Genomic DNA, 13,654 nt, shown 5'->3' with positions numbered 1-13,654 from the left:
GAAAGCGCTTAGATATTAAGATTAATTCATAAGATAGCAAATCAACGGAGGGAGAGTAGAGGAGAACCAAGGCTGCAAAAAGAGAGAAAGCCATGAAAGATGCTTTATTTATAAGAATCTAGGTTTAGGAGGACTTACATATGGCGAACGCAAGCGTCGCACCAGACAAGACATCAAGACCGAATCTCGGCAAGCATCGGACCAGCGGGATAAGACGCTTTTTTAAGCAAATAGATCTGCAGCTTATGGTATTGCCAGCACTTGTTTTAGTTTTTATTTTTGCCTATATCCCCATGTACGGTATTCTAATCGCTTTTCAAGATTACAAGTTAGGTAATAGCTTTATTAGCAGTGATTGGGTTGGATTAAAGCACTTTATTTACTTCTTTAATGCTCCTGAATTTGAAGTGGTTATGAAAAATACAATCATAATCAGCTTACTGAAGTTCTGTTTTGGATTTCCCGCACCGATTATTTTGGCGTTAATGCTGAACGAAGTTCGTAAGATGTTCTTTAAACGGGTTATTCAGACCGTTACATACTTGCCTCACTTCTTATCTTGGGTGGTTATCGGCTCGATGGTTACCTCGATGCTATCCGTTGATAATGGCAGTATAAATATGCTGCTTGAGAAATTGAGATTTATCGATGAACCGATTAACTTCCTTTCTATGACCGAATATTTCTGGGGCATTTTAGTTACAACCAATGTATGGAAGGAAATTGGATTTGCCTCGATCGTTTACTTAGCTGCCATTGCTGGTATTGATCCGCACTTATACGAAGCTGCTTCGATGGATGGTGCGAGTCGCTTTAAACAGATATATTTGATTACGTTGCCTTCCATTATGCCAGTTGTGATTATCTTTATGATTCTGGCGATCGGTAATCTGGTGAATGCAGGATTTGAAGATATTTTGATCCTTGCTTCCAATCCGGCTCTACGAGAGGTATCAGATTCAGTTGATGTATATGTTGTACGTGTCGGTATAGATAACTTCAGGTACTCCTATGCGACTGCTATCGGATTGTTCAAGGCCGTTATCAGTGTGACATTACTTACCTTTGCAAATTTCATTGCCAGAAGAGCGGGAAACAGCTTGTGGTAATGAATTACTCAATATAGGGGGACTGAATTATGAAACGTACTAACATAGGAGACCGATTGTTTATTGGATTCATATATGTATTCTTGACCTTACTGGCATTCTCCGCGTTTTATCCATTTTGGAATTCACTTGTGATTTCTTTTAATGAGGGGATGGATACTTCCAAAGGCGGAATTACTTTCTGGGTCCGTGAGTTCACGCTTGAGAATTATAAGATCGTATTTGAAGATTCTCGTTTAATGGGTGGATTCGTCATTGCAACATTGCGGACGGTAATTGGTACAGTAACAGCGATATTGGCCACTTCGATATTTGCTTATGGGATGTCGAAGCGCGAACTAATGGGTCGCAAATACTACATGATTATGTGTATCATTACAATGTATTTCGGCGGGGGACTCATTCCGTCATACATGCTTATCAGAAGTTTAGGCCTCTTCAACTCATTTTGGGTGTTTATTATTCCTGCACTTGTCAGCGTATGGAATATGATCATATTCCGGACCTTCTTCCAAGGTCTTCCGCAAGGTTTAGAGGAGTCAGCAAAGATTGATGGCTGCGGATACTGGGGAACTTTTCTCCGAATCGTACTTCCCTTGTCAGGGCCAGTAATCGCAACATTATCATTGTTCACAGCAGTCAATCACTGGAATGAGTGGTTCGTAGCGAGTATTTACATTACGAAAGAGGAGTTAATGCCGATTCAGACCATCTTGAGACAGATATTGTTCTCTAATATTGCTTCAGAACAGCTGTCTAATGTAGATGCAAGTTCCATTGCTCATATTAACTCAGCCAAGAAAATAACGTCGAAGTCATTAACGATGGCTACGATCATGGTTGCAACCATTCCGATTGTATGTGTATACCCATTCCTACAAAGATTCTTCGTTAAAGGTGTCTTGGTCGGATCATTGAAAGAGTAGGATGATAGAATGAGATGGGGTTTAGAGCGTATTGCTTTGAACATAGATTACAAATTGAAAGGGGAAAATACATTGAAGACTAAGAGAAAGATGCTTCTCGGAACGTTGTCTACCTTGCTATTGTCGACTGTGGTGGCGGGTTGTAGTGGCAACAATTCAAGCGCTCCAGCTGCAACTGCTGAACCAGTGAAAGAAGGAGGAACAGCGGTTAACACAGCAACTGAAGCTCCAGCGGCTGATTTGTATGAGTTAGGGAAAGAACCGCTTGAAGTATCATTCTACGGAAACTACGGCTGGTATCAAATGCCGAAATGGGGCAAAGATGCTGCTTCTAAATGGATTTTAGATAATTTGAAAATCAATGTCACTGGAATTAGCTCTGGCGGTAATAATGCTCAGAAGCTGCAAACGATGATTGTTGGTAATGAGCTGCCGGATATTGTATGGACTGAGAAAGGTGCTGACGTAGAGCGTCTTCGTCAAGCGGATATGCTAGTTCCTTTGGATGAATACATTGATAAATATCCAAACTTTAAAAAGTACTTAACAGCTGGACATTTGGAATTGCTTCGTTCTCCTGATGGTAAAATCTATCAGCTGCCGAATTATTATACAACACAGCCAAACGGTAATGCCGGTTATGCGATCAATAAGAAAATTTACAAAGAACTCGGTTCTCCTAAGCTAGAGACTACGGATGATTTGTATGCTTACTTAAATGCTGTTAAAGCGAAGTTCCCAGATGTTATTCCGTTTGAGACTGGCTTAGCGAAAGATGGTAACGGTATTGACCAGTTATTCTCCTCTTTTAAAGAGAATAACCTTTCGTATACTAGAATATATGCTGTACCTGATGGCGACAAAATGGCTTCCATTTACAAAGATGAAGGGTTCCGTGAGTCCGTTGTCTTTGGTGCTAAATTAATGCGTGAGAAGCTTATGACACAGGATGCGAATACCCAAACAGAAGACCAAATTAGAGAGAAAGCGATGAATGGCAAGTTCGCTGTGATTGCGACATTCGATCCGATGAAGTTGCTGGCTACTGCTGATGAAGAGATGAAGAAGAAAAATCCGGAAGATGGTTATATGTTTATTAAACCAATCTACAAACCGGGCTTGGATCAAAGTAAAATCACTCCGGGAACGTACAATCAGTTAGGCTGGAACGTGGCTACAATCACTAAAAATGCTAAAAATCCAGAAGCTGTATTCGCAATGCTTGATTGGATGACAGGTGCAGAAGGTTCAATGGTTCTGAACTGGGGCCCTCCAGGACCAGACGCTTACTGGGATGGATTTGAAGCAGATGGACTTACTCCTAAATTTAATAAAGATAAATATCTAAATGAGCCAGAAGCATTGTCTGAAATCAGCGGTAAGGCTGGTGACTTGGTTTGGGTAGGAAACACGGTTTTCTTGGATAATACGAAGAAAATGATGTTGCAAACCCTTCCAGCTGATAAGATCGACTTTAGTAACCGTTGGCAGATGGAAGTAACGTGGGCTTCACAAGGCGACTTTACGGAGTTCCTAAACTGGGATCCGGCTCCAGACAGTGAAGAAGGTATTATCAGACAAAGCGTTAGAGATATCTGGCTAACTGCTAGAGCGAAATCAATGTATGCGAAGACTGATGCAGAAGCATTAGCCATTCTTGACAAAGCACATGATGACTCCATGAAGGTTGGTTATGAGAAATTCCTTGATTATGTTACAAAAGTATGGACAGAAAACAAGAAAGCTTTAGGAAAATAATAATTAGTAATACGAAGGTTTGCTACTAGGCAAGCCTTCGTTTTTACGTTGTATTCTGATGACTCATTGTTTATAGGCTGTTAGACACATTTATGAATGGTATACTGGGAAAGAGTAATGGTAGAATTTACAGGGATAGATTTATGCATTTCAAAGGGGGACTTGTTGATGTACAACGTATTATTAGTAGACGATGAGATGCTGGATCTAGAAGGTATGAGACAATTTATTCCTTGGAATGAGCTTGGTATGGAAGTTGTAGAGGCAGCAAATAACGCGTTTACCGCGTGCGATATTTTAGATCAGCATGTTATTGATATTATCGTAAGCGATGTGAATATGCCGAATATGTCGGGCCTTGAGCTGGCTCGAATTGCTATAGAGAAAAAAAAGGATATACGCGTGATATTTGTAAGCGGTTACCAAGATTTTAGCTATGTTAAGCAAGCACTGTCACTAAAGGCGTATAGCTACGTCCTTAAGCCAATGGATGATAGTGAACTCATTGCTGCACTTCAGAAAGTAAGGCAGGATTTAGACGATGAACGTAAACGCCGTGATGTTGAAGAAGCCTATCAGCATATGATTCCAATGGCCAAAAATGATTTGTTGATTCGCTTATTTGAAGGGGAATGGGAAGGGGAAGAGGGTAGCCAGGCCGGAATGTTGTCGCTTGTGAAGTCATACGGTTTGGATAAGCTGAATTGGCCTGTTCGTGTAGCCGTCTTGGAGCTTGACTACTTCAACTGGCTTCAAGAACAGGATAATCTATCTAAACATCAAATGGCTAAGGACTTCCTTTATGAAGTGAATAGAATAGGTCAGAAGCACGGAATGCCACATTGCTACAAGGTATCGTCCTATCGGATTGCATTATTGATTAACGAACAGGAAATGGAAAAGTTCACTGAGGATATTTACGCCTCGATTCGTGCGAAGTTTCCAGTCACAATGACTGTAGGTGTAGGCAAACCAACATTTTCTATGGAACAGATTCATATCTCCTATCGACAAGCTATGGAAGCTGTGGACGGAAAAATGTTTATTGGCAAAGGCAATCTTATAATGTATGAGACCGTTAGCAGTGAACCAGGGATGATCGATGCTCGTATGTTAGATACCCGTATGGATACGTTGTTTAAAGCGGTGAAAGAGTATGAGTTAGTACTTATTTATGATGAGATCGACAAGTTATTCCGCTCTGTAAGTAGTTTAAGATCCAAATTCACTATTCATAATCTGGCAATGTATATCATTTGGAAGCTGGATCAGCAGTTAAAGGATGTTAGTGAGGATTTATTTGAAATTTTAGGTATGGAAATACATAGTTTAGATGTTTTACACCAATTCGATACGATCAGTGATATTCGTTCGTGGCTCGTACTCAAAACGTTTGAGATCTCCGAGTACCTGCGTAGTAAATCAGATTCAGTGAACCATAAATTGATTAGAGAAATCATCCAAACGATGCAGGACAGAATGAGCGATAACTTTACGCTTAAAGATATTGCGCAGCAGTTCTCTTTCTCCCCTAACTATTTGGGCTATCTATTCAAAGAAGAAACAGGGAAAACGTTCAGTGAAGTACTTACACAGCTTCGAATGGATCAAGCAGGCAAGCTTTTAAAAGATCCGACCTGCAAAATCTATGAAATCGCTAGCAAGGTAGGCTACCGGTATCTCCCTTATTTCAGCAGACAGTTCAAAGAGGCTTATGGTATGACACCTATGGAGTATCGTAAGCGCGACAAGTGATGGGGGATGATGTTCTATGAAAATACGAAGAAGACATAAGTATGTGCCGATTGGGTATAAGTTAATGCTGACGTATATGTTTTTTATTATTATCCCTATATCCTTGATAGGGTTCGTCTCTCATTCCATGTATAATGATTCATTACGCGAACATATCAATACGAATATTAAAGGAACGTTATTGCAGATTCGTGACAATATTGATTATAAAATGGACGAAGTTACTCGAATATCAACGCAATTATACAGTGATTTTGATTTTTATCGGAATCTTCGGAGTTATGAGGAAGGCTGGGAAAATTACGATCGGATGTCTAAGAAGGTGCTGCCGAAGCTTGACGTAGCTATTCAATCTACAGGTGTGAAGATAGGGATGTCGCTATTCTTAAAAAATGAATCGATCCCTGAGATCTATTCGAATTCACTTGAGGGCTATTTGGATAATAGTAGCTTTTATCATCTCTACCACATGAAACGGATTGAAGGTAAGTCCTGGTATTATGATTTTCCAACTGAAAAATACGCTGAAACTATGAAATGGTGGCAGATCGAGAGTGATGTAGAGAATAATCGCATCTCGTTGCTCCGTAGACTAATTGATACATACGAGCCTCTTAAGCCTAAAGAGATAGGATTCCTGCGGATTAATGTAAGGATTCCAGATCTATTTGACAGTGTCAATTATACGAAGATAGGAAAAGGAAGTAATTTAATTATAAAGAACGAATTTGGAAGAACGATGTATCAATCGGGTGAACTACCGGAGAACTATACTAATGAAGCCGAACTAAATAAGGATTACCTAACGATTAAAGAAACGATAATGGTTGCTAACCAAGCATGGCAATTAATCGCGCTTGTTCCGATTGCAATCCTTGAAAAGGATGCAATGAAGGTACGTTTGTTTATTATTTTAATGTGTCTCATATGCTGTGTGGTTTTTAGCTTTGTTGGCATATTTATATCCCGTTATTTTTCGATTCGGATTAATAAGTTTGTATATGTGCTTAATGCTTATCGGGAAGGTGATCTTCACAAGCGTATAAAATATCGAGGGAAGGATGAATTCTCTCAGATAGCAACCGCGCTGAATGATATGGGTGAAAATATTGATATGTTGATTAAAGAGGTATATTTGACTCAGCTCCAGAAGAAGGAAGCGGAGCTTGAAATCCTACAATCGCAAATCAACCCACATTTCCTGTACAATACTTTGTCATCTATAATTCAATTAGCAAAGTTTGGTCAAAATGAGAAGCTGCAGAAGATGGTACTGGAATTAGCGAAGTTTTATCGTTTAACGCTTAATGAAGGCCGTACGATGATTCCGGTTCCAACTGAAATTGAGCAAGCAAACGCCTATTTAGAAATCCAGAAAATTAAATATGGTGACCGCTTGGAGGTTATGTTTGATTTTGATACTGAGATCTGGCCTTATGAGACCATTAAACTGATTCTACAACCCTTTATCGAGAACGTGCTGAAGCATGCTTGGTGCGGCGATCACATTCATTTACGGATTGTAGGACGTAAGGAAGGCGATAATATTCTCTTCCGTATTATTGACGATGGTATTGGCATCAGACAAGAGCGTATTGATCAAATTTTCGATTCGAAGGGACATACAAATACAGGTTATGGCGTCCGTAATGTGGATCAACGGATTAAACTGCAATATGGACCTGAGTATGGCGTAAGTATTTTTAGTCGTGTGGGAATTGGAACATCGGTTCAGATCCTGATTCCTGCCAAAAAAAGAAAGTAAGCGGAATTGCAGTGATGATATAGAGAAGGGGTCATTAAGCTAGCGATAACTAGCTTAATGACCCCTTTGATTATTCAAGTGAAAGTTAGAAACCTTTGTATTGAGGTTCTTCTGACTCTAATTCGGTTACCCGATTTTCAACCTGTGTAACGATTTGTTGCGTTTGCTCAGCTGCATTTGTGAATAAAGTTTTTGCACTTTCGTTTTGTGTTTCAAGTGCAAATTGCTCCAAGCTCGCTTGAGCGCCTTTTAAAGAAGATAAACATGTTTTAACTTGTGAGGCTACTGTCATTAGGTTTCTCTCCTCTGTTTTAAGTTTCTAGCATGACGTTTCCTATTGTCCTCAACCGTTACTTTAGTTATGCAGGAAAAAAATAGAAGCTTTACATGTTAACCGATTTCCATAAATAAGTAGTCTAATTCAGGATTGAATGGACCTTTTTTGACAAATAATGAGTGTTACTAAACAAGTGTTGATTTAAAAAAGGAGGAAAATTGTGATGCCGGAGTGGTTGGAGGTTGTAGTACGAACACTCTTTGCTGTGGTTGTGCTTTTCTTTTTAACTAAATTACTGGGGAAGAGACAAGTATCGCAGCTTTCGTTCTTCGAGTATATTACGGGGATAACCGTCGGCAGCTTAGCCGCCTATATTTCTTTGGATACGGATAAGTATTGGCATTTAGGACTCATTGCACTGATTGTATGGGTCGCTTGTTCTTTAGGAATTGAATGGCTTCAGATGAAGAGTAAAAAAGCAAGAGACTTCATTGACTTTAAGTCCACCGTTCTTATAAAAGACGGGAAAATACTTGAAGATCATATGAAAAAGGAACGTTTAACAACAGATGAATTATTGGAAGAGCTACGTAAAAAGGATGTATTCAATATATCTGAAGTGGAATTTGCGATTATGGAGTCTGATGGAGCGATTAATGTTCTGCTTAAGAAGGAGTATCTCCCTCTATCGGCAAAAGACCTGGGTGTGAAGGTTGCCCCACAGAAAGAGTCACAAGCCGTCATTATGGATGGAAAAGTATTAGATAAACCGTTAGATACCTTAAATCTGACTCGCAGCTGGCTTGATGGAGCGCTAGAGAAAATGGGGCTAACCGTCGAGAATGTATTTCTCGCTCAAGTTGATTCTTATGGAGAGCTGACAGTCGATTTGTATGCCGACAACTTTAAAGTTCCACAGCCACAAGATAAACCACAATTATATGCGTTGCTAAAAAAATGTGAAGCGGATCTGGAAATGTTCAGTTTGTCGACAGAAAATGAAAAAGCTAAAAAAATGTACGAACAATGCTCAGAGCAATTGCAAGCATCTTTGAAAGTACTAAAGCCTTTAATCCAAAGTTGATGTGCTACAAAGCTCATACCCAAAAGCAAGAAAGAACCGATTTTTCACATCGGTTCTTTTTTTCGTATACAGCTGAATGGAGTACGAAGTATAAACCTCGTAAACAATTGGCAAACTAAGCCAGATTGGCAAGTCACAACCAAGGAGGTATACAGCCTATGTCAGGAATTCTAGAAACCATTAAAGATCAACTGGAGGGATGCAGTGATGCGGTGTATCAGTCCATTTCTGTTCATGGGCATACCTGTCTTTTGATCTATATCCCTTCCATCATCGATTCTAAGACACTTCATGAAAGTATTGCTTTGCCGCTAAAAACAGAAGCAGAAACAAAGCTGGAATGGCCGGATTTTTTAGAACGGTTAGATCAAGGAATTGTTTTTCCTATCCAATATCTCAAGGCATTTGACTTACACAAGATTGTAGATATGATCGTTGCTGGGAAAGTAGTGCTTTGTATAGAGGATCTTCCTTATGTTTATTATTTTGAAATTACCCAATATCAAAAAAGATCAGTGACCGAATCACAAAACGAACTTGTAGTGATTGGTCCTCAAGAGGCTTTCATTGAAGATATTGAAACGAATCTCTCTTTGATTCGACATAAAATTAAACATCCGGATCTAAAAACCATTCATTATTCGATTGGTAAATATACAAAAACTGATGTGTATGTGGTCTACATTGAAGGACTTTACAAAAAAGAAGTTCTTGCTGAGATAAAGCAGAAGTTAAATGAAATAGATATTGACGGAATACTAGGGATTAGTTATATATCAGAATATTTAAGGGACGGTAACCTCACGCCATTTCCGTTATTTCAATATACAGAACGTCCTGATTCGGTGGCAGCTTCTTTAATGGAAGGCCGAATCGGAATCTTACAAGATGGCACACCTACTGCAATGCTCGCTCCGACATCTTTTTTCACCATGCTGCAATCCTCTGAGGATTATTACCAAAGCTTTTATGCAGCAAGCTGGATTCGTATTGTTAGATTTCTGTTCTCAATCATATCCATGATTCTTCCATCACTTTATGTAGCGATTACAACCTTTCATCCTCAAATCATTCCACCAAACCTGTTAATTACAATTGCTTCTGCGAGAGAGAACATTCCTTTCTCAGCGCTTACCGAGGCTTTAATTATGGAGCTTACCTTTGAAGCGCTTAGAGAAGCTGGGACTAGAATTCCAAAGCCTGTAGGACAGACGGTTTCAATAATTGGGGGTATCGTTATTGGTCAGGCTGCGGTCCAAGCAGGAATTGTATCTGCTCCAATGGTTATTGTTGTTTCTATTACCGGAATTGCCACCTATATCATTCCTCATTATGAGCTAGGTCTTACTTTCCGGCTACTTCGTTTCCCGTTATTGGTTATGGGTGGAACAATGGGGCTGCTCGGGGTATATATTACAGCTTTTTTGATTTACGGACATTTAGCAAACTTAAGACCGTTAGGTGCTCCATATTTGCAACCCGTTGCCCCACTTGTGTTACAGGACTGGAAGGATACATTAGCGCGCTTCCCCTCAAACTTTATGAAGAAACGCAGCAACCTCTATACAGATAGGAATAAAAGGAGACAGAAAGAGAAATGAGAATCCTGAAGATAGGAGTGATTATAATCTTGCTCCTAAATATAACAGGTTGTTGGTCGTCGAAGGTTGAGCTGGATGAACTAACATTTGTATACGGAATGTTTATCGATAAAGGCAAAGAACCAGGGACTGTTGAAATTACGATTAATTCACCCTTGCCCAATCGTCTTAACGCAGCTGGACAACCTTCAATTGGCGGTGGAGGAGACGGTAATACTTATTCTACCGTTTCTAAGACTGCAGGAACGATTGCAGATGCTATGCTGTTAATTCAAAAAGACTTAACACGTCAGCTTAGTCTTGCTCAATTAAAAGTAATTGTCTTAGGGAAGACCTTTGCTGAACAAGGAATCAGCGAACTACTATTATGGATTGAAAGAGAACCAAGTCTTCCTCTAGGTGCTTTTGTTATGGCTAGTCCGGGAAGTGCAAAGGAGATGAATACTTTAACACCTATTTACGAGCAAATACCCTCGGATGTACTAAGGAACTTTGGATCAGAGAGATATTTGTTTTCAACTACGATTAAGGATTGCCTGTATGCAGAGGCATCCGGTGTTGGATTTGCTATAAACAATCTTTCATTTGGTAAAAAAGAAGAAATATCGAAAGATGGAAATCCGGAATTCTGGGCAGGAATCCAAGGGGCAATGCTGTTTCAAAAAGATAAGATGAAAGGAGTTCTTAAGCTTAAAGAGGGAAGGGCATTAGCTTGGGCGGCAGGCAGTCTTAAGCTGGCCGTTTACTCCGTCGACTGGGATGAGGGGAAAAGTGCCGCAAGTGTTGTATTTGTAAGCACAAAATCATCAAAAAAGATAAATAAAACGGATAAGGGTCCTGTGTTTACAGTGAATTTAAAGGGGAAAGCAAGTGTGATTTATTTAAGGGATCCTAAGAATAGGGATGCAGAGGAACTCGGCCAAATTATCATTGCGAAGCTTAAAGAAAAAGTGTCTGATAATCTTAACGAAGCTATTCGTAATACCCAAAAAGCAGGTGCCGATGTTCTGCAACTCGGATTGTTACTGGAATGGAACGATCCAAAGCAATGGAAGCAGCTTAGAGAGCGGTGGGATAATTATTATGCTCAAGAGGCTGATATTAAAGTGAAGACAGATTTTAGCATTGTGGATTTTGGAACAGCAAAATAAGACGTTTAGAGGGAGAAGTTATGCAAACATCGAAATGGCAGCTGTTCCGTTTTTTTATTATTTTCTTCAGCTCCCAAACCACTATTTTTTTGATTCCGAATCTGATTGCTAGTTCATCCTATCAAGGCTGGATTGGTTTAATAGTGGGATCTTTATTAGGGTTAATATTATTGTGGTTTACTTTTCACGTCGGTATGCTGCGACCTAATCAAGCGTGGGTTAGCTTTGGAAAAGATATCATAGGTAAATGGCCACACAAGTTCATGCTTATTTTGCTGTTATGTTGGTGTATTTATTATGCATCCTTTGATATTGAGAACTTTGTGTTATTCTTTGGTTCTAATTATTTGAGAGGAACTCCACCTCTGTTTATTCAATGTGCAATTGGGCTAGTGATTATGTACACGGCAAGTTTAGGCTTTACAACGATAGCGTATATGGCGGATGGACTTTTTCTTATTTTTTTCATCACGATGATCATTTTATTTAATTTATTTCTCCCAAATGCGGACTTCAATATGCTGCCAGCCTTCCTTCATTATCATGATCCCGGGATTGCTCTGAAGGACTCTATTGTAGTCATGTCATGGTTTGGAGAATGGATTGTCCTCTTGTTTGTTGTGCCCGATCTGAAGCTTGAAGCGAAGATGCTGAAAAGATTAATAATTACGGCGATATTTGTCTTAGTCACTGTCTTAATTGGTTGGTCGCTGACGATGATGAGTTTTGGTCCACATTTGGGTCGGGAACTGCAATATCCTTTCCTTGAATTGGTGCGCAGCGCCAAACAAGATAATCTGCTAGGTAATTCGGATCCGCTCTTAATTGGAATATGGTCTTCTTCTATGTTCATACACAGCTCTTTTCTTATCTATGTAGCCTCTAGATGTGTATCCGGCTTGTTTAATACAAAAGCTAGAAAAATGTACATTCCCTTTTTAACAATAGCTTCAATAACGATAGCTTTTTTATATTCACGACACATAGGCAGTTATTATAAACACTATAATAGTTATGCTATTGTTGTCATTTGGCTAATCGTTGAAAGCATACCGATCTATTATGCCATCACGGCTTTCTTTCGATATCGGTATAAAACTGCGAAGTAAATGAAAACAGGAGGGGAAATTTAGGTTCTGCCTTTTTAATAGGCAGGGCCTTTTCTTGTGAATTATATATTGGGTACACTTTCTGTTATGATTAAAGGACTTATTACAATAATTTCCTCAGATTGGATGGTGTATTTACATGAATCTTCAAGAAGTTACTGAACTCATCAAATCTATTAGAACCAATCTAGCTAAAGTCATTGTAGGTAAAGAAGATGGAGTAGACCTGCTATTAACCGCATTACTTGCCAATGGTCATGTTCTACTGGAGGATGTTCCGGGTACAGGTAAAACCTTGTTAGCCAAAGTCCTTGCAAAGTCTTTAGATTGTACATTTAAACGTATTCAATTTACACCAGACTTGCTGCCTTCTGATTTAAGCGGCATTAATTTTTATAATCAAAAGTCAGGTGAATTTCAGTTTAGACCAGGTCCAGTATTTGCGAATATTTTGTTGGCTGATGAAATTAACCGTGCAACACCAAGAACTCAATCCAGTCTGCTGGAATGTATGGAGGAGCGACAAATCACGATCGATGGTGTGACTCATGGCCTAGAAGCACCTTTTCTCGTTATTGCTACTCAGAATCCGATTGATAACCAAGGCACTTTTCCGTTGCCTGAAGCTCAATTAGATAGATTTCTAATGCGGATTACTACGGGGTATCCTTCATTTGACGAAGGGATTCATATTTTGCAGCGTTTCCGTGAGAATAATCCACTTGAAGAGACTTTTGCTGTGGCTGCCGCTCAAGATATACAAGCTGCGCAGCGTTTGGCTGCTTCCGTGAGTATAAGTGATGATTTGCTAGCCTATATCGTTCGGATTACGGAAGCTACTCGCAAATCTGCGGCAGTAAAACTAGGGGCGAGTCCACGTGCGAGTGGAGCATTGCTCAGATCATCTCAAGGATATGCTCTAATCCAAGGTAGATCTTTCGTTACACCAGATGATATTAAAGCCGTAGTTATTCCGGTGCTTGCCCATCGTCTACTTCTTCATCGTGGATTGGGTTCTAAAGAGGGACAGGCCGCGGAAATTGTGTTACAAGTGCTTCGTGAGGTAGAGGTGCCGACAGAACTCGTTGCATCCTTAAGAGGCGGAAAGGTGGAATGAGC

Annotated in this window: 11 protein-coding genes; 10 read left to right on the top strand and 1 reads right to left on the bottom strand. The window is 39.7% G+C overall.

Annotated elements, in window-relative coordinates; translation table 11 throughout:
• Positions 1-140 precede the first annotated feature (140 nt).
• The 5 genes from NSQ29_RS13465 (at position 141) to NSQ29_RS13445 (ending at position 7,313) form a co-directional block, all read left to right on the top strand.
• Positions 141-1,109 (top strand): ABC transporter permease, encoded by a 969-nt coding sequence (locus NSQ29_RS13465; protein ID WP_042127372.1) that lies wholly within the window; start codon positions 141-143, stop codon positions 1,107-1,109.
• Positions 1,110-1,138: 29 nt separating this feature from the next.
• Positions 1,139-2,035, top strand: coding sequence for a carbohydrate ABC transporter permease (locus tag NSQ29_RS13460; RefSeq protein ID WP_042127373.1), 897 nt, complete (start codon positions 1,139-1,141; stop codon positions 2,033-2,035).
• 72 nt (positions 2,036-2,107) lie between these two features.
• The gene (locus tag NSQ29_RS13455; protein ID WP_143759369.1) at positions 2,108-3,793 is read left to right on the top strand and encodes an extracellular solute-binding protein; all 1,686 of its coding nucleotides are present in this window, start codon (positions 2,108-2,110) and stop codon (positions 3,791-3,793) included.
• A 168-nt stretch (positions 3,794-3,961) separates the two neighbouring features.
• Entirely contained in the window at positions 3,962-5,548 is a 1,587-nt protein-coding gene (locus NSQ29_RS13450) for a response regulator transcription factor (RefSeq protein ID WP_340969233.1), read from the top strand.
• Positions 5,549-5,564: 16 nt separating this feature from the next.
• Positions 5,565-7,313: a sensor histidine kinase gene (locus NSQ29_RS13445; RefSeq protein WP_076286367.1), complete on the top strand. Its 1,749-nt coding sequence runs from the start codon at positions 5,565-5,567 to the stop codon at positions 7,311-7,313.
• Positions 7,314-7,398: 85 nt separating this feature from the next.
• Here the strand turns inward: NSQ29_RS13445 and NSQ29_RS13440 are convergent, their stop codons facing one another.
• The gene (locus tag NSQ29_RS13440) at positions 7,399-7,605 is read right to left on the bottom strand and encodes a DUF1657 domain-containing protein (protein WP_036678243.1); all 207 of its coding nucleotides are present in this window, start codon (positions 7,603-7,605) and stop codon (positions 7,399-7,401) included.
• A 208-nt stretch (positions 7,606-7,813) separates the two neighbouring features.
• Between NSQ29_RS13440 and NSQ29_RS13435 the strand changes: the two genes are divergently transcribed.
• From NSQ29_RS13435 to NSQ29_RS13415, 5 genes are all read left to right on the top strand, one after another.
• The gene (locus tag NSQ29_RS13435; RefSeq protein ID WP_042187856.1) at positions 7,814-8,674 is read left to right on the top strand and encodes a DUF421 domain-containing protein; all 861 of its coding nucleotides are present in this window, start codon (positions 7,814-7,816) and stop codon (positions 8,672-8,674) included.
• Positions 8,675-8,832: 158 nt separating this feature from the next.
• Complete coding sequence (locus NSQ29_RS13430) at positions 8,833-10,275, top strand: spore germination protein (protein WP_340969234.1); 1,443 nt, start codon at positions 8,833-8,835, stop codon at positions 10,273-10,275.
• On the top strand, positions 10,272-11,426 hold the full coding sequence (locus tag NSQ29_RS13425; RefSeq protein ID WP_341125316.1) for a Ger(x)C family spore germination protein: 1,155 nt from the start codon (positions 10,272-10,274) through the stop codon (positions 11,424-11,426). Before NSQ29_RS13430 ends, NSQ29_RS13425 begins: the two co-directional genes overlap by 4 nt.
• Positions 11,427-11,446: 20 nt before the next feature.
• Positions 11,447-12,535: a GerAB/ArcD/ProY family transporter gene (locus NSQ29_RS13420; RefSeq protein ID WP_341125315.1), complete on the top strand. Its 1,089-nt coding sequence runs from the start codon at positions 11,447-11,449 to the stop codon at positions 12,533-12,535.
• A 139-nt stretch (positions 12,536-12,674) separates the two neighbouring features.
• Entirely contained in the window at positions 12,675-13,652 is a 978-nt protein-coding gene (locus tag NSQ29_RS13415) for an AAA family ATPase (RefSeq protein ID WP_341125314.1), read from the top strand.
• The last annotated feature ends 2 nt before the right edge of the window (positions 13,653-13,654 follow it).

The organism is Paenibacillus sp. FSL F4-0236 (assembly GCF_038000135.1).
Lineage (GTDB): Bacteria > Bacillota > Bacilli > Paenibacillales > Paenibacillaceae > Paenibacillus_AQ.
Note: the sequence above shows the minus strand (reverse complement) of the source record. Positions and strands in the feature narration are given on the sequence as shown.